The organism is Gemmatimonadota bacterium (genome assembly GCA_040882465.1).
Lineage (GTDB): Bacteria > Gemmatimonadota > Gemmatimonadetes > Longimicrobiales > Gaopeijiaceae > JBBEBG01.
This window is the reverse complement of the sequence record JBBEBG010000008.1, coordinates 1-17,901: the sequence shown is the minus strand read 5'-3', so window position 1 is coordinate 17,901 and position 17,901 is coordinate 1. Positions and strand designations below refer to the sequence as shown.

Below are 17,901 nucleotides of genomic sequence, written 5' to 3'. Positions count from 1 at the left end.
TTCCTGGCTCAGGAGAGAGACCGGCTCAGGATCGGGCCGTAGGCGTCAATCCGGCGGTCGCGGAAAAAAGGCCAGTTCCGGCGGGTGTATTCGATTCGCGCGGGATCACACTCGGCGACCAGGATGGCCGGCTCCGTCCCCGCCTCGGCGATTATCCGCCCGAAGGGGTCGGCGATGAAGGAGTGCCCGAAAAACTCGATCCCGTCGGTCCCCGGCTCCGGCTCGTGCCCGATCCGGTTCGCCGCAGCCACGTAAACGCCATTGGCGATGGCGTGACTCCGCTGGATGGTGCGCCAGGCATCGGCCTGGGCGGCGCCCCATTCCTCTTTTTCGGAGGGATGCCAACCGATCGCGGTCGGATAGAAGAGGACCCTGGCTCCCATCAGAGCCGTAATGCGGGCCGCCTCCGGGTACCACTGGTCCCAGCAGATCAGGACTCCGATGCGCCCGAACCGGGTGTCGAAGGCGCGGAAGCCCGCGGCCGCGCCGGGGGCCGCCCCATGATGGTAGATGTCCCCGGGAGCGAAGTAATACTTCTCGTGATAGAGGGGATCGTCGGGGATGTGCATCTTGCGATACACTCCGAGGAGGGATCCGTCGGCGTCCACGACCGCCGCGGAGTTGTGATAGACCCCTGCGTCTCGCCTTTCGAAAATCGGGACGATGAGCGCGACTTCCAACTCGCGCGCCAACGCCTGCATGCGCGCCACCGTCGGTCCGGGGATGGGCTCCGCGAGGTCGAAGCGCTCCGCGTCCGCCACCTTGCAGAAATAGGGGGCGTCGAAAAGCTCCTGGAGGCAGATCACCTGCGCGCCCTTGGCCGCCGCCGCCCGGATCGCCTCTTCGTGGGCCGCGATGGTCGCTTCCCGGTCCGCCCCGACCGCGAGCTGGATCACCCCGATCCCGAACGGTCCCTCGCCCCCATTCGGGCCGCCTGCGACCTCCGTCATTGCTGCGTGTAGGGGGCCAGAAGGCGCTCCCAGGACTTCTGCATCTGCTCCCACTCCGAGGTGCACCGGGCGGCGCGCTCCTGAGGGAGGAATCCGCCAGTGACGAGATTGGAATACCGCTGCGGGTTCGAGCCGTAGACCCAGCAGGCCACGTTGTAGAGGCGAACGGGCCCGAGGGAATGCTCGTCCGCAAAGTCCGAATCGTCGAAGTTGTTCCCATCGGGCTGAAGCGCTTCGACGCCACGAAGCGCCGCCACTGCGCCCTTCTCCCCCAGAGCGACGAGGGTCACGGTCGCGAGTTGATCCACCGCGTCTTCCTCCCGTCCGGTGATCGGGATGTCGAGCTGGTCTACGAGCGCGTGACCCACTTCATGCAGGAGGATGAAGTGGATCGCTCCCAGCACCGCCTCCTGCTCGTCCACCGTCCAGGTGTCCGAAGGCGCGAACTGGTCCGCAAGATACTCGATCAGCTCGTAGCAGAAGACGATCTCGGCGTCGCGCGGGCTATAGTAGGCATTGATGACCCCGCACTCGTCCATGGCGACGTGGACGTTTCGCGGAAGGGGATACGTCCGGTTGAGGTCGTCGGTCATGTCTTCGAGGGGACGCCACTGCTTGACGCGCTGGGCGAGGCTCCGGAACGCTGGGTCCATGGAATCCACGTATGCGTGCATCCACTTCCCTGAGAACCCCGCCGGCGACTCCGGCGCCACGACGACCATTCCCGTCGCCAGCCGCTCGACCGTGAGCGTGTATGCGCCGGTCTGCCCAGCGCTGAACGAGTTTGCCTGGACCGCGTAAGTTCCGGTCCCGCCGACGGTCACCTCGAGCTGCGCGTTCGTCCCCCCTCCACTGTCGTCGTCGTAGGCCTCGGCCTGGACCCGACCGTCCTCGACCAGCCCCCACCGGAGGTACGCGTCGAACTCGGTCGAAATGAGGGTGATGCGGAGGCGGTCTCCCGGATTCCCGCGGTACGTGTACTGATTGTAGAAGGAGCTGTCCCCGAGCATGGGGTCGCTGGCGCGGAGCGCGCCGTTGACGCGGTCTCCGGGAGCGACAGCCGGCTGCCCGGCGGGAATCGTCGGCGTATTCGGGCGCGCACCGCCGATCGGCTCCACCGTCAGAGTGAACTGGCCTGTTTCGGCCTCGGACCAGGAGTTCGCGCGAATCGCGTACGTCCCGCCCGTCCCAACGGTCGCGAGGATCTGGGCGTCCCGCCCCCCTCCGCTGTCGTCGTCGCTCACCTCGGGCTCGAAGCGTTCACTGACGACCCGCCCGCCCGAGAGGTATGCGTCGAAGTCGTTCGAGCGCATTGTGACGAGCAGCTGCTCCCCGGGAGTCCCGCGGTAGAGGAAGACCTTGAAGTGCGAATTGTCGTTCAGAGTAGGATCGCTCGACGTAAGACGATCGGTGAGCGTTTGGCCCAGCGCGACGAGCGGGAGTCCGGATGTCCCGCCCGACCCCTCGACGGAAAGGGTGTATGCGCCTGTCTCCGCGGCGCCGTAGGAGTTCACCCAGATCTCGTAAGTGCGAGACTCGGCGAGGCTCACCTCGAGCTGAGAATTCGTTCCGCCCCCCCCGTCATCGTCGAAGTCGAGGCGCTCGAATTCGCCCCCCAGGCGCCGTCCCCAGACAAGATAGGAATCGAAGTCCGGAGAGGTCAGGGTAACGAGGACCCGGTCCCCCGCGCGTCCATTGAAGTTGTACGCGTGGTAATACGACTGGTCCGTCAACTGTGGATCGCCGGCGGCAAGCCGCCCGGTGACCGTCTGCCCCGGCGCGATCGTGCGCCCACTCGCACCGATGGTCTGGCTCGGCGGAAGGCTGGGCTGGACCGTGAGGGTGAAGGCGCCGGTCGCCCCTGCGCCGTAGGAATTCGCTGTGATCGCGTACGTGCCGTTTCCACCGATCGTGGCAGCGAGGCGCGCGTCCGTCCCGCCGCCGCCATCGTCGTCGGTCTCGGACGAGGCCAGCTGGCTCCCGTCCCAGTTGCCGCCCGTGAGAAAGGCATCGAAGTCGCTCGACCGCATCGTCACGACGATTTGCTCGCCCGGACGTCCACGGTACAGGTAGATCTTGAAGTGCGACCCATCGTCCAAGGTCGGATCGGACGATTCGAGCCGTGCATTCACCGGCTGGCCGGCGAAGATCGAGGGAAGTTCCCCGGGGGCCACCTGGCCGCCTCCCCCTCCAGCCACGACGCCGCCCGCGCGCTCGACAGTCAGGGAATACGCGCCGATCTCCTCCGTGCCGTAAGACGATACATCCACCGTGTAGATCCCGGGCCCGATCACCGTACGAAGCTGCGAGTCGGTCCCGCCGCCCCCGTCGTCGTCCGACGCGACGACCTCCAGCGAATCAGCGACCCACTCCATCAGCGTCAGATAGGTGTCGAAGTCCGGGGACCGGAGCGTGATGACGACCTCCTCGCTTGCGGCACCCTCGTAATCGAACCATTCGTAGTACTGATCCCCGTCGAAGAGCGAGTCGTCCGGACCGAGACGCCCCGTCACCGTCTCGCCGGGTCCAATCATCCACGCCGCCGCGTCCCCGCTCAGGGCCACTCCCCCAGCCCTCTCTACCGTGAGCGTGTACGCACCAGCCTCCGCCGCCCCGAAGCTGTTCACCCGGATCGCGAAAGTCCCGGCCCCCACCGTCGTCCGGATCTGAGAATTCGTCCCGCCGCCGCCGTCATCGTCCGAAGTCGCGGACTCGAACTGTCCGTCCGCAAGAAGCCCCCACATCAGGAAGGCGTCGAATTCCGGAGACGTGAGGGTGATGACGATCTCGTCCCCCATCGAGCCGGCGTAGACATGCTGGTGAAAATACGATCCGTCGGAGAGCGTCCGATCCGCAGGGGTGAGCCGGTCGGTAATCGTTTGTCCCACACGGATCGTCACCGTCTGGGACGTAGCGTGGAGCGGGAGGAAATAGAGGACTGCGGCGACCAGCAGGACGCCTCGCGAATGGAACATGGTCGTGCCCTGGGTGTGGACTGGGTTCGGGCGGAACGGGGCGGTGAATCAGGATAAGACGCGCGCGCGCCGGAGAGCAATGGTGACGAACGGAACGACGGGCCTCGGGATGATTCGGGGGTGAGAATCGCCGTATTCAGCACGAAGCGTTACGATCGTACCGCCCTCGAGGCGGCGAACGTCGGACACGGGCACGAGCTGGCCTTCTTCGAGCCCCGACTCCTCCCCGAAACGGCGTCCCTCGCGGCCGGTTTTCCGGCGATCTGCCCCTTCGTGAACGACAACCTGTCGCGGGAAGTTCTTTCGACCCTGGCCTCGGGGGGCCTACGCCTCGTCGCGCTCCGCTCCGCCGGATTTAACCATGTGGACCTGAAGGCGGCGGCGGAACTGGGAATCACGGTCGCACGCGTACCCGCTTATTCGCCATACGCAGTCGCGGAACACGCCGTCGGCTTGATCCTGACGCTCAACCGGCACTTCCATCGGGCATACGCCCGTGTGCGCGAGGGAAACTTTGCCCTTGACGGCCTCCTGGGATTCGACCTTCACGGCCGGACCGTCGGAATCATCGGGACGGGGCGGATCGGGACGATCTTTGCCAGGATCATGGGAGGGTTCGGATGCCGGCTCCTCGGCGTGGATCCCTTTCCTCAAGAGGAGGCGAGGGAGCTGGGTGTCCGCTACGTGGCGCTCGACGAAGCGCTCCAAGAATCCGACATCATCGCCCTCCATCTTCCCCTTACGCCGCAAACACGGCATCTCATTGACACCCGTGCGCTCGACCGGATGAAGGATGGCGTCATGCTTGTGAACACCAGCCGGGGGGCGATCGTGGACACTCGCGCGGTGATCGCGGCCCTGAAGTCGGGGAAGCTCAGATCCCTGGGGCTCGACGTCTACGAGGAGGAGGCGGATCTCTTTTTCGAGGACCTTTCGAACACGGTGATCCAGGACGACGTCTTCGCCCGTCTCCTCACCTTCCCGAACGTCCTCGTCACGGGCCACCAGGGGTTTTTCACCCGGGAGGCGCTCGCGAACATCGCCGAGACCACGCTTGGGAACGTCACGGCCTTCGAAACGGGAAGCGGGACGCTCGAGCGGGTGACCGCCGAGGGAGTGACCGCGGGGGCCGCCTGACTGGCGTCAGGGAAGGATCTGCAGGAGCTCGACCCGGAAAACCAGGGTGGCGTTCGGTGGAATCGGACCACCGAGTGTGCCCGTCTCCCCATACGCGAGGTTCGGCGGGAGAACGAGGAGCCTCCGTCCCCCAGGTCGCATTCCCTGGAGCCCTTCGTTCCAGCCGGCGATGACCTGGGCGGTCCCGACCGGGGAGACCACGAAGGGTTCATTCCGGTCCAAGCTCGAGTCGAATTTCATCCCGTTCGGTAGCCAGCCGGTGTAGTGCACCAGAACTGCGTTCCCGGGTCGAACCGGCTCCCCTTCTCCCTCGGCCTCGTCCTGGATATAGAGCCCCGTCTCGGTGCGCGTCATTTCCGAGAGATCCACGTTCAGCTCGTTCGCGAAGGCCACCTCTCCTCCACCCGGCGCTTCGGCACCGGCGGCGGGGGCATCCCCGTTGCCGCAACCCGCGGCAAGAACGAAAGCGAAGAATGAGACGAGAAGGCTTGTACGTCGGGGCGAATTAGGGGTCATGGTTCGGATCAGGGTTCGACGATGATGGGGCGGCTCGCGAGGGCGGGCTCGCGCCCCGGGAGCTCCAGTCGGAGATGGAGAGTGTAGTCGCCTGGATCGAGCTGCGGAAGGTTCAGCTGGACAGACCGGAAGACCGTCTGCACGACGTCCGGTCCCGCATCCGCGAAGGTGACCTCCACCGGGCGATCCGGCTCGAGGATGCCCAGGAACTCGCCCACGCGAGCGAGGAAGCCGGGGCGACCACTCGTGAACCCGAGCGTCACCTGCACCTCTTCCTGGACCTGGAGGCCGTACACCTCCCATACGACGGTGAAGCGCTCGCCGGGCGCGATCCGGATGCCCGGCCGCGCCAGCGGTACGGCGTCGTCGAGGGTTTCGGGAAGCCCGGCGTCGGGGCTGAGGATCAGCAGATCCGAGACCGCCACGAGCCCCCTTACGAGCGCACCCTGAGCCACGCCCTGCCGGGCGCGCCAGGCCCGCTTCGCCCCCTCGCCGAAGACCTCGAGGCTGCTCACGTAGCGCCCTGGCGGCGCGACCATTGTCAGGACACCCTCCCGCTCGGTCCCCGTCACGGAATGCGCCTCGCCCCCGTCCAATGGCACGAGGAAAAGCGCGGTCTCCACGGGCCCCCCATCCAGGGGATCCACCAGTGCCGAGAGTGCGTCCCTCTCGGGTGGCGGTTGAGCAGGCTGCCGCGACGCGAAGGGATCCGGGCGCTCGTTCCGCGCGGTGGGCGCGAGGTCGGCGAAGAGGTCGCGCGACGGGGGAGCCGGCCGGTACGCGCCCACGACGAGCATCTCATCCCCTCGCCGGAAGCGCGCGACTTGCGTCTCCAAGGCGCGGAAGTCGGGAGCATAGGGCGGCGCATACCAGGTCCGGGCGGCACGCGGCGCCGTGATCCAGCTCTCCGGTGGAACGTCCGAGGGAGAAGGAAGGAAGTTGTCCGGGAAGAGATAACCGCGGCTCGCCGGATCGTGGTGCCCGACAACCGTCCGCCTGTCCTCGAGGGAAAGGCTGAGCCCGGACTGCGGCGGCCGGACTCGGGAATAACCGGTGTTCCTTCCGTATCGCACCAGGGTCTCGGTCAGATCTTCGCCCCATGGGATCCCCTGCGGATTCTCCGCCTCCTCCTGATTCCTCGCTTCGACCAGGCGCGCAAAATGCTCGGTCAGCCGGTCGTTTCCGTCCGTGAGGTAGAGGGGGTCCGAGAGGCGCCAGAAGAGATCCCAGAGGCGGGCCCTCTCCTCCGGCCCCGCGTCCTCGAAGATCTCCCTCCCATCGCCTCCGACGATGGATCCCGGAAGTGTCCAGCGCTCGAGCAGGTCCTCGTCCCCTTCCGGGATCGCGTCTACGGCCGCGGTAAAGGCGGCCTCGGCTTCCACGAATTCGCCCTCGAGGTGGAGCACATATCCGAGAAGGGCGAAGCACCACCATCCCTCAACCAGGTCGCACTGGCGGGCGACCGATTCGGCCTCGCGGAGGCTCCCATCCTCCGCCGTGTAATGCACGAGGTGGCCCACGACCCAGGGATCCCGCACCTGGTCGTTCGCCTCGTAGAGGGCGGCGATGAGGTCCCGCCGGGCGAGCCCTGACTCGACCGGCTCGGCGGGAAAGTCCGTTTCGTTGGTGCCCCCGAACCAGATGCAGATCCGTCCGATCTGCTCGTCGCACCCGCCCGTCCGCTCGAAGGGTGAGAGCGGGATTCGGCTCTCGCGGTACTGCTCGAACGCGACCTGGAGCTCCCGGACTTCCTCCACGATCTGCGCCGAAGCGGGGGGAGCATCGGCCGTCGACTGGGCATGCGAGGGCCCGGGAGCCACGAGCGCGAGCGCCGCGATGACAGGGATCGAACCGTGCGAAAGTCGCATCGCTCGTTCGTAGAGAGTGGAGGGGACCGTCCGGGCGGTCCAGAAAGATCGGGCCTCGCCGGACCGGAGCATGGTCCATTCTGTACACGGTCCGGGGCCCGGCGATCCGGCCAGCGCTTGCCGACCGGAAACCCGCGCCCGACGTTCTCTCCCCATGAAGGCGATGGTCTTTTCCGAGGCGGGGGCCCCACTCCGGCTCCGCGAGCTCTCCCCTCCGAGCCCTTCTTACGGCGAAGTGCTTGTGCGCGTTCGCGCCTGCGCCGTCTGCCGGACCGACCTCCACATCGTGGATGGCGAGCTTCCCCATCCGAAGCTCCCCCTCGTTCCCGGGCACGAAATCGTCGGAGTCGTCGAGGAAGTCGGCCACGGAGTCGGCGGCCTTCGCGTGGGCGACCGTGTGGGAATACCCTGGCTCGCGTGGAGCTGCGGGGAATGTGGCTATTGCCGCTCCGGGCGTGAAAATTTGTGCGAGCGGGCGGAGTTCACGGGGTACACGCGGAACGGTGGGTACGCCGAGCTCACCTTGGCCGACCATCGGTACGCCTTCCCCATTCCGGAGCCTTATGGAGACGTGGAGGCCGCGCCTCTCCTCTGCGCGGGGCTGATTGGATATCGCGCCTACCGGGAGGCCCGGGCGGGCACGAGAATCGGGCTCTACGGATTCGGGGCGGCGGCCCACCTCCTGGTCCAATTGGCCAACTACGAAGGGAAGAAAGTTTTTGCCTTTACCCGCCCCGGCGATACCCAGGGGCAGGAATTCGCGCGTTCGCTGGGCGCGGCATGGGCGGGGGGCTCCGACGCAACTCCGCCCGAGCCCCTGGACTCGGCCATCCTCTTCGCACCCGTGGGCGCGCTCGTTCCCACCGCCCTTCGCGCAGTGGCCCCCGGCGGGACCGTGGTCTGCGCCGGCATCCACATGAGCGACGTTCCCAGCTTCCCCTATGAGATTCTCTGGAAGGAAAGGGTGTTGCGGTCGGTCGCAAACCTCACACGGAGAGACGCCGAGGAATTTCTGGAGATCGCGCCCGACGTCCCGGTGCGGGCCGAGACTGAGACCCTCCCGCTGGAGCTCGCGAATGAAGCGTTGGGACGGATCCGCTCGGGCGACGCGAAGGGTGCGCTCGTCCTCGTGCCCTGAGGGGGTGCGCCGTCGCACCGCGCGGACCGGTCTGCCCCCCGGACGTGGGAGGCCCAGCGTCGTGCCAGTGCCGACGCTCAGTCCTCCGAGAGGACGACCTCGTCCCCAACCGCGATCTTCCCCCCCTCGAGCACGACGCCGTACACACCGCCCCGCCAGTGCGGGTCCATCGCAGCCCGCAGCCCCTGGTACGCCTCGTCCATCTGCTCGCAGGGGCGCGTCTCGCCCCGGATCTCGATTGCGGCACCGGCGATAAGAAGGGTCCGACCATGCGTCCCCTCGAGATTGATGCCGCTCACCAGGAGATTCGCCCGCCGCGCGGACGGGGAAATCGAAGCGCCCAACTCCTCCATCATCGCCCGCCAATTCTCAGCGGTGATGACCGTCACCTGGCGGCTGCGCCCCTGATCGGCGCTTCCCGCAAGCCCGCCCCCCTGGGTGAGCTCGGCGGACGTCGCTGGGTCCATCGGTCCTCGATGGGCCCGCTTGATCCAGATCGCTTCCACCCTTCCCGTCTTCATCTCCTCGCCCCCCTTCATTATCGCTTCCGTTCTCCTCTCTCCTCGACACGCAGGCAAACGCACGGTTCTTCCAAGAGGAGCCTTCGCTGCCGCGCCGGCCACTCCTCCCTCAGGCTCCCTTGGCAATCTCATGAAGCCGCAAGACCGTCCGCCAGTTCCTGAAGGTGCTCGTGGTTGCGAGGGCTCCGTCGAAGTAACGCGTGTCGAGTTTTGTTCGCGCGAGCCCGTTCGGGCAGCGGAGATAGATCTCCCTCCCCCGAACCTCGAACTCGTCGGGCGGAGACCGGCCGGAATCGAGAGCGTCGACCCGACGCTTCGAAGGACGATCCGCGAGGAAGGCCACGTGAAGAGTCGCGGGATCGGCGCCACGTTCGAGGAAGGCGTTTCCCAGCGCCACTTTCTCCCACTCCGGGAGCGTCCGCACCACAACGGGCACCTCCATCCCGAAGCGGCTGCCGAGTTCCGTCGCGAGGCGCGCCGCGAAGCTCCCCCCGAAGTCCTTTCCAGCCGTGAAAACGAGGTTTCCGCTCTGAATGACCGTCTGGACGTCTCCGCACCCGAGATCCGAGCAGAGGCGGGCGAGTTCCTTCATGGGAAGGGAGCGGTTCCCGCCGACGTTCACACCTCGAAGTAGCGCGAGGTACACGATCCTCTTACCCGGGTGAGTCATTCCCGTTGTACTTCCGTCCTGGAGGCCCCCTCGCTCAGGGCCGAGCGGAGTGCCAACGCCCCGCGCATCGGGTACGAATCGGAGGTGGCCTGAACGCGCCTCAACACTTCACGGTCTTCCGTTTCCTACCAATCACACCCCGCTTCTCCGCCTTCGCGATGTAGTCCGGGGCGAGAGGAGTCTTGCACGCGGTTCCACCCATGTCCGCGGTCACGGGCCCGATTTCCTTCATGGCTTTCTTCACCCTGCCGGAGAGCGGCTCGACGTAGATCCCCAGCGCAATCGCGAATGCGTTCATCGTGTACCGGACGCGGTTCGGCGCATCGTGAATCGTCGTCCGAATCCGGTCGAAAAGGGCGGAGAGCTCCTCCAGTTCGAGATCCTCGTCGGGGGTGATGGCGAGGAGCCCCCCGAGCGTGGACCACCCGGTGGCTGCGACGCGCTCGTCCTTCGACTCGATCCACCCGAGCGCAAGCTCGTAACCGAAGCGGCTCCCCGCGGCGACCCAGGCGACGGTGTATTCGCCGAGAGTAGAGCAATACGCCTTCTTCACCCAGCCATTTGGATCCTTCCTGGTCATCCGCGCGTCGTCGGCAATCAGGCCGGCGAGGTACATCGCGTCGTAGATTCCCGTGTCGAACAGGTCGAGGGCGAGTTGGTAGTCCGTCTTCACGACCTTCTGCACCTTTTTCAGCTCCTCGATCTTCACTCCGAAGACCGGTCCTTTGGCCCCGTGGCTCTTGAGGATCCTTGCGTAACTCTCGGAGCCGAGGGGCGGAGTCTCTCGACGATTTCTTTTGCGGTCATGCAGAACTCCAGCTGGGACGCCCGTCCGGGACGCCGCCGCACTCGTTTCGTCATTTCGTCATCAGGATGTCGGGTTTCCCGAACCCGTTCGCGTCGGGGACCACGCCGGCGAACTCGAATCCGAGTGTTCGATAAAATGCGAAGGGGTGCCCGTGCCGGTTTTCGATCCTCGCCAGCTTCGCCAGGACGTTAGGGTAGAGGTCCATGCCGCCGATGCTCGTGAGGTTTGCCTCGTCGTCCGTCCCCACCCAGAGGGTGAGCCCTCCAAGCGTGTGGATTTCCTCCTCCAATCGAGCGACGAGGGCCCGTCCGATCCCCTTCCCTCGTTCCCCTTCCGCGACTACAAGGGGGTGCAGCTCCCAAACGTGTCCGTCGTACATGGGTTGGCCGCCGATCCAGCCGAGAACCGCTCCGCCCGGATCGCGGCGCGCCACGAATGCGAGTTTCCCGGGGGCGAGGGTGTCTTCGACTTCGGCTTCGGCTTCCTCGATCGTGGGCCAGGCCGCCGGCCAAAACTCCCGAAATCCGTCGAAGAGAAGGCGGGCGGCACTTCGCCGGCCCTCGCCGTCCTCGGGATCGAGCTCGACGATCTCCCACGAAGGCACGCGCGTCGCCGACTTCGTCAGGTGGGTGTCGCGAACCACCAGCGGTGCCCCTCGGAATCGAGTGCGCCGTATTCGCGCTGACCGTAGGGCTGATCGCGCGGCGCACCCTCGATGCACGCGCCCCGGGCACAAGCATGCTCGTAGTGCGCATCCACGTCGTCCACGAAGACCACGAGACCCCCGCTCGCGCCTGGGAGGCCTTCCGGGGACGTCAGGTCGAATTCCGGGGTAACGCGGTGCATCCAGATCGCGGTCCCGCCCAGGTCGACTTCGCCATGGACGACCGTTTCCTCCCCATCCCGGTGGAGGAGGCCGGGTCGGACGCCAAAGACCTCGACGAGGAATTGATGCGCCGCTTCGATATCCCGATACACGATGAGGGGAATGACGCGGTCGAACGTCGGAAGGTGATCGGTCACGGCACGTCCTCCGGCCGAAAGGGGAGATTTTCGATGACTCCGAAGATGAGCCCCTACGCTCTCCTCTTCCAGCTCCGTGCACCCATGCAGACCAGGAGAAGTCCGATCGCAACAAAGGCGGCGGCGAGCGCCTCCCCCTCCCATTCGCGGCGCAGGCGCTGTACGACGGAAACGCTCAAGCACGCGAGGCCCAACAGGACGGGGATCCACCAGAGCGATGCCTCAGCGTCGTGGCGCCCCGTTCTCCGCGCCCAGATTCCCAGCCCGAGCAGGCCCGAGTCCTACCGCGACCTGGAGCCCCCACATACGCTCACCCTTCGCACGAAGGGAAGTCGCGCAAGTTCGCGGGAATGGCGACACGGTCGGTCACCCTCTTCAACTTCACCAGTGAGAGAGGCATGACCTTGAACTCTCCTCCGGCACAGTGGCTCACTGCCCCCAGCTCAGTTCGGTGTGACGGGGACCATGAGGTGCGCGTAAGGCGTTCCGGTCCACATCACGTAAGGGCCGCCGCTCAGGTGATTGGTCGAAAAACCGGCGAGCATCGCCGGGTCGGGCACGATCACCATGATATGCGGACCGTCCTCGATCCAGGGCTGGCCCGCCGGTGGCGCCGTAGCCAGAGGGTCGGTGTTGCTGGCGACCACATCGCCCTGGAACATATAGGACACCCCCATCGCCGTGATCGACGGAGCTTCCCCGGCCATATACGCATCGAACCACACCTGCCAGGGCCCGTCCACGCAAATCGGGGTGTTCCGCGGTGCTCCCGGGTTGCTGTCAGGGAGGCACATCCAACCGTTCGTCCCCGCGCGAAGCTCGACGAGCGCACCGGTCGAATCGAAGTCCATGATCGTGGCGCCCGAACCGATCACCTCCGGAGCCGCGCTCATCGCAAGGGGTACTCGATCGGTCAGAGCGGGCCCGGCCGCGGGTGCCGGATCCGCGGTAGGCGTCATCTCGGGCATCGCGTCGCTCTCACTCTCAGCGGGCGGAGCCTGAGATGTGCAGGCCGCACTGCAGGAAATCGCAACCAGAGCCAGGAAGGAACGCACATCGGACATAACAACCCCTATTTGTGTGGAAAGACCTGCTCTCCCCCTTCACGCACGAATCCGAAGCAGACGACCCTGAACCTTCAGGGTTGGACGGCCACGCTTAGGCGAGCGGGGGGCCGGATGGTATTCGGTGCCGCGATCACGGGCTCACGGATTCGCCATCGGAAGACCCGCTTCGCTCCACGCCCGGAAGCCCCCGACCAGATTGTAAATCTGTGTATAGCCTTTTTCGGCGAGGGTGGTCGCCGCCCGAACGCTCATTGTTCCGGAGCGGCAATACAGGACGACCATGGCGTTTCGGTCCGCTGGAAGCTGGTCGAGGCGATCACCGATTTGATCGAAGGGAATCGAGAGCTCGGTATTGGGAAGGTCTCCCTGGAAGGGGACGTGCACGTTCACGAGCTGAAAGTCCTTCTCGGAGAGCAAGGCCTGGAGCTCCGGGACCGAGATGTTCCAATAGGCCCCGCCGGAAACGGGGACACTTTCTCCGATCGTCGGTTCCGCTGAAGAAGCCGCCGGCGTCTGAGCCAGAGACGACGCGGGTAAAAGCGCCAGGGCGAGAAAGAGAAGGAAATACCGGGACTGCCTACAACTCTCAGTCATCAAACTGTCACCTCTGTCACGGGCTTAGGCATTCAATCTAGTCCATGCGCGGGCGCCGCGCCCGTACGGTCCGCACCCACAGCACGTAGCGAGCCATCTGGAGGTCTCCTGAACGTTGAATCTGCTCGCTGCGCCTGGGACCAGATCGGTCACCATTTTTCGTCCGCCGTCGGTCCATAGATCGAAGGAATCGGGACGTCGAGGAGCCGAAGATAGACGGTTAGCTGGCCGCGGTGGTGGATGAGGTGATTGAGGTTCTGCCGCGTGACGTCACCCCTTGGCATCGTGAAGAGGACGTGTTCCCCCTGTTTGAGGGACCAGGACTCGTCCAGTTCGCCGTCTACGACCTCGGCGAGCGCGGCCGCGGCCTCCTCCACATTCTTGTCGAAGAGCGCCAGGAGCGCCTCGGTCGACTCGAAGTTGTAGTTCGCCCCTCCTGCCAAGTCGAGCTCGGATTCCCGAAGCGTCGTGTTTATCCATCCCGGCATCCAGGCGACGAGCCGGGCCAGGTGGCCCAGCGCGAACGACTTGGGATGAGGTTTCCACCTTCCCTTTTCGGTCGGGACGCGCTCGAGAAGGCGACGGGTCGTGGCCATCTCGTGTGTGAACTCTTCCAGGGGAATCGCGACTCTCGCCATGCCACTGCCTCCTGTTCACATTCGTCTTGCTGGGAGTTTGTAAGCAGAGGAATCGTGAGAGCGACCCACCGTCCCACGCGGACCGAGAAACGCGCGGGTGGCGGCCGCGCTCAGCCTGCCGGCTCGATCACCACCGCCGTACCGTAGCAGAGGACCTCGGTAGCAGATCCCTTGCTTACGACTTCGGAGGCATCGTAGCGGAGCCCGACGATGGCGTTGGCTCCCATTTCCCGCGCGTGTTCAATCAGGAGCTCGAATGCTTGGCGCCGTGCTTGCTCGCACATCTCCGTGTACGCACCGATCCTCCCGCCAACCAGGTTCTTGAGACCGCCGACGATCCCTTGGGGAATCGTCGGCGCCCTTACGATGATTCCGCGCGCGATTCCCAGGTATGCCGTGATCCGGTAACCCTCGATGGTGAAGGTGGTCGTTACCGGAATGCTCATCCCCATCCTCCTTCCGGCGTCCCCTGGAATTCGCGCGCGTGCTCCGGACCCTTGCGCCCCGTCACGAGTCCTCACTCCCGAGCACGATTCCCAACGAAAATGTATAGGCGGGCTCCCAGCGGCCGTGTGAAGTGCCGTCCACGACTGCGTCGAGATATAGCCGTCCTCGACCCAACGTCAGGCCGGCGTGCCCCCCAAACTCGTGGAACTCCCCGATTTCGCGCGGCCGTAGCGAAGGGTTCCCCTCCGGCCCATCCGCCGACGGCTGGGGAACTTCGTCCCGGTACACGCTGCGGAAGTAAATGAGGCGGGGCCCCCCGTGGGCGACCAGATAAGCCTCCCGCCAACTGGCCAGTGTACGCCCGAGAGTCACGCCCAGGGAAAGCGTGGTCCAGCTGTAAGTGTGCGACGCATCGTACCCGCTGATTGAAAGGCGTTCGTATTGGGCGTTGGCCACCGGACAGACCGACATCCCCCAGCGCGACACTTCGTACGCGAGACCCCCTGACACCCCGTTCGCCGGACGGTGGAGCGGATAAAGCATTCCGTGCGAATACGCTCCGCTAGCGGAGAGGGGGCCCGGAAGGTTCACCGTCGCGCCCCCGTCGTACGTCGTCTCGTCCCAGGCGATCCCCGCGCGGGCGGCGAGGGCGACAGCTCCGTTAGCCGCAGGCACGCCAAGGCAAAGTTGGGCCGTCGCAAGACCTGGGACGACGAGAGATGCCGCAGCCAGCATTATCGAACGAGGAAACGCGCCCATGAGATTCCTCCTCGGAGAATGGAATTTTCCGCCCATCGGGGATGTGAGGACACAAGTTGCGCGGGAAGCGGGCGCCGAATCAACTACTTTCGGGACAGTCCGCCCCTCGAGCGCCGCGCCCTCCCGGACCCGGGGGGCTCCGATCTGGGTGGCTGGAACTCTCATCCGGCGGCGCGCATCACTGACCGGAAGCCATTCGTCCCCGAATACGACCATTCCGTCTCATCGCTCCGATGTGTGTGTACGACCGACTCGTACTGCACGTATTCCTGGTAAGCGACCGAAGGGAGACCCTCGATCCGGATCGGCGCCCCGTTCAGCCCGGGAAGGAGGCTCATCTCCACCGTGGACTCGGGCACGCTGAAGCGAAACGTATCAGAGCCGGCCGTGACGCTGACCGGCACCCTCGTTTTCACCCGCGCGATGCGATCGAATCCCGCGAAAGCGAGCGGGAGCAGTCGCTCGAGGGCTGCGCCCCGGACATCTCCCAACCCCTCATCGAGATAGATCCGCGTCCAGCTGCCCATGTGGAAGCTGACCACGAAGGTGGCCCCGGCCAGGCTCACACCGTCGAGGTCTCCGTCGCGGATCTGAATCAGCCGCGTGCCGTGGCAGGTTCCGGCCTCGGGCCTCCCGAAGTTGCACGAACAAGGAATGGCGCAACTGCAGCATTCTGCGACATCAGCCGTGAGAGACCAGCGGCGCCGAATCCCGATGGTTCTCGTTCCTCCTCCCACAACCGGCACGACCGCCAGTGCACCAAGCATCCTGGTGAAGTCTCTGCGCTTCATCTTCATCTCTCTCCATCGTGAGGTTTGCCTGCCGCTCGGACCGGAATATCCGGGTCTATCGATGCTCGAACCTAACCTGAGCGATTCCGGACTATAGAAAGAAGCCACCCGTTGGGCTAAGTTACTGGTGTATCAGCAAATACGACCAGTGACGGCTCGCGCCGTCCTCAACCCAACGGGTGGAGGTTCAAGATGGGGAGGGAGAAGGTCGGAGGCAACCTTCGGGGGTTTCCCGCCGCGGTCATTTCGAGGGTCGAGGTCACCGAGGACACGCTGACGGGGCGTGGTGGGCTGGCGCTCTTCTCCCGGCACCTTCGGCACATCGGGATCCTCGAGGTTCTGGAGGAGCGCTTCGGTGCGCTCCGGCGAAGCGGGAAGGGCCGGCCGGTGGGCGGGCTCTTCCATCAGATCTTCTGCTTTCTTCTGGACGGCACGAGCCGCCACCTCGTCCACTTCGACCGGTTGAAGGGGGACGAGGGGCACGCGCGAGGGATCGAGACGGAGCCGGAGGCGATGGCCTCGTCGCATGCTGTGAAGCGCTTCTTCGGCGCCTTCGGGTGGGGACGGATCTGGACCTTTCGGCGGGTGCTGCGCCAGCTCTGGTTGTGGCGGCTGAGGCTGGAGAAGCCGGAGGTGATCGTGCTGGGGCTGGACACGATGGTGATGGACAACGACGAGGCCGAGCTCCGGGAGGGATGCCAGCCCACCTACCGGAAGGTGAAGGGGTTCCAACCGCTCCAGCTCACCTGGGGACCCTTCGTGGTGGACGGCCTCTTTCGGGGCGGGAAGAAGAACGGCAACGCCGGGGAGGCGGCGGCGAACCTGGTGCGCGACAGCGTCGCCTTCCTGCGCCGGCACTACCGGAGGGACGCGGCGATCCTCCTTCGCCTCGACGCCGGCTTCTTCGATAAGAAGCTCTTCCGGCGCTTCGAGGAACTCGAGATCGGCTACGTTTGCGGCGGCCGCCTCCAGGCCGACATCGTGGATGCGGCCCAAGGGATGAAGCCCGAGGAATGGTTCATCCACGACAATGGGCATCAGCTCTGGGAGTACTTCGAGTTTCACGACCGCCGCGAGAGCTGGAGGCGGGGGGAGTGGCGCCGCGCCCTCTACACCTGCCCCGCCTACGAGGATGCCCAGCGGCTCCTGGAGTCGCCCGCCCCGACACCGTGATCTACACCAACCTCGGCGAACGCGAGCCGATCGACACCCTGCTCCGGGACGCGGGACGCGCCGACCTCATTCACCCCGAGCGGATCCTCGAACTTTACCACGGCCGTGGACGCGACGAACTCGTGCACCGCGCCCTCAAGGAGTTCCGCCGCGAACAACTCCCCTTTCGCCGCTTCCAGTCCAACGCCGCCTTCTTCTACACCACCCTCCTCGCTTTCTTCCTCTTCGAGACCTTCAAGAGGGACGTCACCGCCGAGGTCGTGCCCGTAGTCGCTCAACCCACCCGCCTACGTCGCGAGGCCATCGACTTCGCCGCCAAGCTCGTGCGTCACGGCGGACAGACGGTCCTCAAAGTCACCGGAGCCGTATGGCGGCGGCTCCACATCTCCGACCTCTGGGAACGCGCGGCCCAGCCACCCCCCTTCGCTTGGGCGTAGCCGCTCCGCCGAACGGCCTGCACTTCCCTTTCCGCACGCTCCGCCCACGGAGCGGTCGCCTCGGTCCGCCCCGCCGCCTCACTTCGGCCACCCGTCCCACTCTCCGCCCCCTCGCGGCCACCCTTCACGGGTCCGGTTCCCCCGACCGGCGCCTATCGCCAGCGTGGATCGGCGTCGATTCTTGCTCCTCGCTCCAGCCGCGTAAAGAATCGCTCAGATTAGGTACGAACCCCGTAGTCCCCATACTGCCGCAAGCTTACAGGTCGGGACCGCGTTCCGTACTGACTCGTTTGCCCTTGTCTAAGATCGCCCCGCTACTCGCATTCGGTTTGCTGTTGCGGTAGAGTCGAGCCGGAGCGCCGTGGTGGTAGGTCCGGCCTATCCGTTGC

General features: G+C 65.7%; 19 protein-coding genes. 4 read left to right on the top strand and 15 right to left on the bottom strand.

Features of this window, described 5'->3' with window-relative positions:
* Positions 1-8 precede the first annotated feature (8 nt).
* Together WEG36_02365 and WEG36_02360 are read right to left on the bottom strand one after the other, a co-directional pair.
* On the bottom strand, positions 9-950 hold the full coding sequence (locus WEG36_02365) for a carbon-nitrogen hydrolase (GenBank protein ID MEX1256439.1): 942 nt from the start codon (positions 948-950) through the stop codon (positions 9-11).
* Positions 947-3,925 (bottom strand): DUF4344 domain-containing metallopeptidase, encoded by a 2,979-nt coding sequence (locus tag WEG36_02360; GenBank protein ID MEX1256438.1) that lies wholly within the window; start codon positions 3,923-3,925, stop codon positions 947-949. Before WEG36_02360 ends, WEG36_02365 begins: the two co-directional genes overlap by 4 nt.
* Positions 3,926-4,045: 120 nt before the next feature.
* Here WEG36_02360 and WEG36_02355 point away from each other — a divergent pair, with 120 nt between their 5' ends.
* On the top strand, positions 4,046-5,062 hold the full coding sequence (locus tag WEG36_02355; GenBank protein MEX1256437.1) for a 2-hydroxyacid dehydrogenase: 1,017 nt from the start codon (positions 4,046-4,048) through the stop codon (positions 5,060-5,062).
* Between the two features lie 6 nt (positions 5,063-5,068).
* Here the strand turns inward: WEG36_02355 and WEG36_02350 are convergent, their stop codons facing one another.
* Both WEG36_02350 and WEG36_02345 read right to left on the bottom strand, forming a co-directional pair.
* Positions 5,069-5,578, bottom strand: a complete 510-nt coding sequence (locus tag WEG36_02350) for an FKBP-type peptidyl-prolyl cis-trans isomerase (GenBank protein MEX1256436.1) — start codon at positions 5,576-5,578, stop codon at positions 5,069-5,071.
* Between the two features lie 8 nt (positions 5,579-5,586).
* Positions 5,587-7,446 carry a hypothetical protein gene (locus WEG36_02345; GenBank protein ID MEX1256435.1) on the bottom strand — a complete coding sequence of 620 codons (1,860 nt, stop codon included), beginning with the start codon at positions 7,444-7,446 and terminating at the stop codon, positions 5,587-5,589.
* Positions 7,447-7,600: 154 nt separating this feature from the next.
* On the opposite strand from WEG36_02345, the gene WEG36_02340 reads away from it, so the two are divergent.
* A complete protein-coding gene (locus WEG36_02340; protein MEX1256434.1) occupies positions 7,601-8,584 on the top strand; it encodes a zinc-dependent alcohol dehydrogenase family protein in 984 nt (327 codons plus the stop codon).
* Positions 8,585-8,661: 77 nt separating this feature from the next.
* Here the strand turns inward: WEG36_02340 and WEG36_02335 are convergent, their stop codons facing one another.
* The 11 genes from WEG36_02335 to WEG36_02285 form a co-directional block, all read right to left on the bottom strand.
* Positions 8,662-9,123 carry an MOSC domain-containing protein gene (locus tag WEG36_02335; protein ID MEX1256433.1) on the bottom strand — a complete coding sequence of 154 codons (462 nt, stop codon included), beginning with the start codon at positions 9,121-9,123 and terminating at the stop codon, positions 8,662-8,664.
* 91 nt (positions 9,124-9,214) lie between these two features.
* Positions 9,215-9,775 carry a DUF1697 domain-containing protein gene (locus WEG36_02330; protein MEX1256432.1) on the bottom strand — a complete coding sequence of 187 codons (561 nt, stop codon included), beginning with the start codon at positions 9,773-9,775 and terminating at the stop codon, positions 9,215-9,217.
* Positions 9,776-9,875: 100 nt separating this feature from the next.
* Entirely contained in the window at positions 9,876-10,484 is a 609-nt protein-coding gene (locus tag WEG36_02325) for a DNA alkylation repair protein (protein MEX1256431.1), read from the bottom strand.
* Positions 10,485-10,632: 148 nt separating this feature from the next.
* Positions 10,633-11,226 (bottom strand): GNAT family N-acetyltransferase, encoded by a 594-nt coding sequence (locus WEG36_02320; protein MEX1256430.1) that lies wholly within the window; start codon positions 11,224-11,226, stop codon positions 10,633-10,635.
* Positions 11,205-11,606: a VOC family protein gene (locus WEG36_02315; protein ID MEX1256429.1), complete on the bottom strand. Its 402-nt coding sequence runs from the start codon at positions 11,604-11,606 to the stop codon at positions 11,205-11,207. Before WEG36_02315 ends, WEG36_02320 begins: the two co-directional genes overlap by 22 nt.
* Before the next feature lie 443 nt (positions 11,607-12,049).
* Positions 12,050-12,499 carry a hypothetical protein gene (locus WEG36_02310; protein ID MEX1256428.1) on the bottom strand — a complete coding sequence of 150 codons (450 nt, stop codon included), beginning with the start codon at positions 12,497-12,499 and terminating at the stop codon, positions 12,050-12,052.
* Positions 12,500-12,811: 312 nt separating this feature from the next.
* Positions 12,812-13,267, bottom strand: coding sequence for a rhodanese-like domain-containing protein (locus WEG36_02305; GenBank protein ID MEX1256427.1), 456 nt, complete (start codon positions 13,265-13,267; stop codon positions 12,812-12,814).
* Positions 13,268-13,416: 149 nt separating this feature from the next.
* Positions 13,417-13,905, bottom strand: a complete 489-nt coding sequence (locus WEG36_02300) for a DinB family protein (GenBank protein ID MEX1256426.1) — start codon at positions 13,903-13,905, stop codon at positions 13,417-13,419.
* 110 nt (positions 13,906-14,015) lie between these two features.
* Positions 14,016-14,351 carry a YbjQ family protein gene (locus WEG36_02295; protein MEX1256425.1) on the bottom strand — a complete coding sequence of 112 codons (336 nt, stop codon included), beginning with the start codon at positions 14,349-14,351 and terminating at the stop codon, positions 14,016-14,018.
* A 61-nt stretch (positions 14,352-14,412) separates the two neighbouring features.
* Positions 14,413-15,111, bottom strand: coding sequence for a hypothetical protein (locus tag WEG36_02290; protein MEX1256424.1), 699 nt, complete (start codon positions 15,109-15,111; stop codon positions 14,413-14,415).
* 161 nt (positions 15,112-15,272) lie between these two features.
* Complete coding sequence (locus WEG36_02285) at positions 15,273-15,902, bottom strand: DUF1326 domain-containing protein (protein MEX1256423.1); 630 nt, start codon at positions 15,900-15,902, stop codon at positions 15,273-15,275.
* 192 nt (positions 15,903-16,094) lie between these two features.
* On the opposite strand from WEG36_02285, the gene WEG36_02280 reads away from it, so the two are divergent.
* Both WEG36_02280 and WEG36_02275 read left to right on the top strand, forming a co-directional pair.
* Positions 16,095-17,075, top strand: a complete 981-nt coding sequence (locus WEG36_02280) for a transposase (protein MEX1256422.1) — start codon at positions 16,095-16,097, stop codon at positions 17,073-17,075.
* A complete protein-coding gene (locus WEG36_02275) occupies positions 17,072-17,512 on the top strand; it encodes a transposase (GenBank protein MEX1256421.1) in 441 nt (146 codons plus the stop codon). The genes WEG36_02280 and WEG36_02275 overlap by 4 nt, the downstream gene beginning before the upstream one ends.
* Positions 17,513-17,901: the final 389 nt, after the last annotated feature.

What these genes read in the sequence shown, in the direction of transcription:
- WEG36_02335 (MEX1256433.1), bottom strand. Translation starts at nt 9,123, where the DNA reads ATGAAGGGGGGCGAGGAGATGAAGACGGGAAGGGTGGAAGCGATCTGG.
- WEG36_02330 (MEX1256432.1), bottom strand. Translation starts at nt 9,775, where the DNA reads ATGACTCACCCGGGTAAGAGGATCGTGTACCTCGCGCTACTTCGAGGT.
- WEG36_02295 (MEX1256425.1), bottom strand. Translation starts at nt 14,351, where the DNA reads ATGAGCATTCCGGTAACGACCACCTTCACCATCGAGGGTTACCGGATC.
- WEG36_02305 (MEX1256427.1), bottom strand. Translation starts at nt 13,267, where the DNA reads ATGACTGAGAGTTGTAGGCAGTCCCGGTATTTCCTTCTCTTTCTCGCC.
- WEG36_02350 (MEX1256436.1), bottom strand. Translation starts at nt 5,578, where the DNA reads ATGACCCCTAATTCGCCCCGACGTACAAGCCTTCTCGTCTCATTCTTC.
- WEG36_02280 (MEX1256422.1), top strand. Translation starts at nt 16,095, where the DNA reads ATGGGGAGGGAGAAGGTCGGAGGCAACCTTCGGGGGTTTCCCGCCGCG.
- WEG36_02310 (MEX1256428.1), bottom strand. Translation starts at nt 12,499, where the DNA reads ATGAGCGCGGCTCCGGAGGTGATCGGTTCGGGCGCCACGATCATGGAC.
- WEG36_02360 (MEX1256438.1), bottom strand. Translation starts at nt 3,925, where the DNA reads ATGTTCCATTCGCGAGGCGTCCTGCTGGTCGCCGCAGTCCTCTATTTC.
- WEG36_02300 (MEX1256426.1), bottom strand. Translation starts at nt 13,905, where the DNA reads ATGGCGAGAGTCGCGATTCCCCTGGAAGAGTTCACACACGAGATGGCC.
- WEG36_02345 (MEX1256435.1), bottom strand. Translation starts at nt 7,446, where the DNA reads ATGCGACTTTCGCACGGTTCGATCCCTGTCATCGCGGCGCTCGCGCTC.
- WEG36_02365 (MEX1256439.1), bottom strand. Translation starts at nt 950, where the DNA reads ATGACGGAGGTCGCAGGCGGCCCGAATGGGGGCGAGGGACCGTTCGGG.
- WEG36_02285 (MEX1256423.1), bottom strand. Translation starts at nt 15,902, where the DNA reads ATGAAGCGCAGAGACTTCACCAGGATGCTTGGTGCACTGGCGGTCGTG.
- WEG36_02290 (MEX1256424.1), bottom strand. Translation starts at nt 15,111, where the DNA reads ATGGGCGCGTTTCCTCGTTCGATAATGCTGGCTGCGGCATCTCTCGTC.
- WEG36_02340 (MEX1256434.1), top strand. Translation starts at nt 7,601, where the DNA reads ATGAAGGCGATGGTCTTTTCCGAGGCGGGGGCCCCACTCCGGCTCCGC.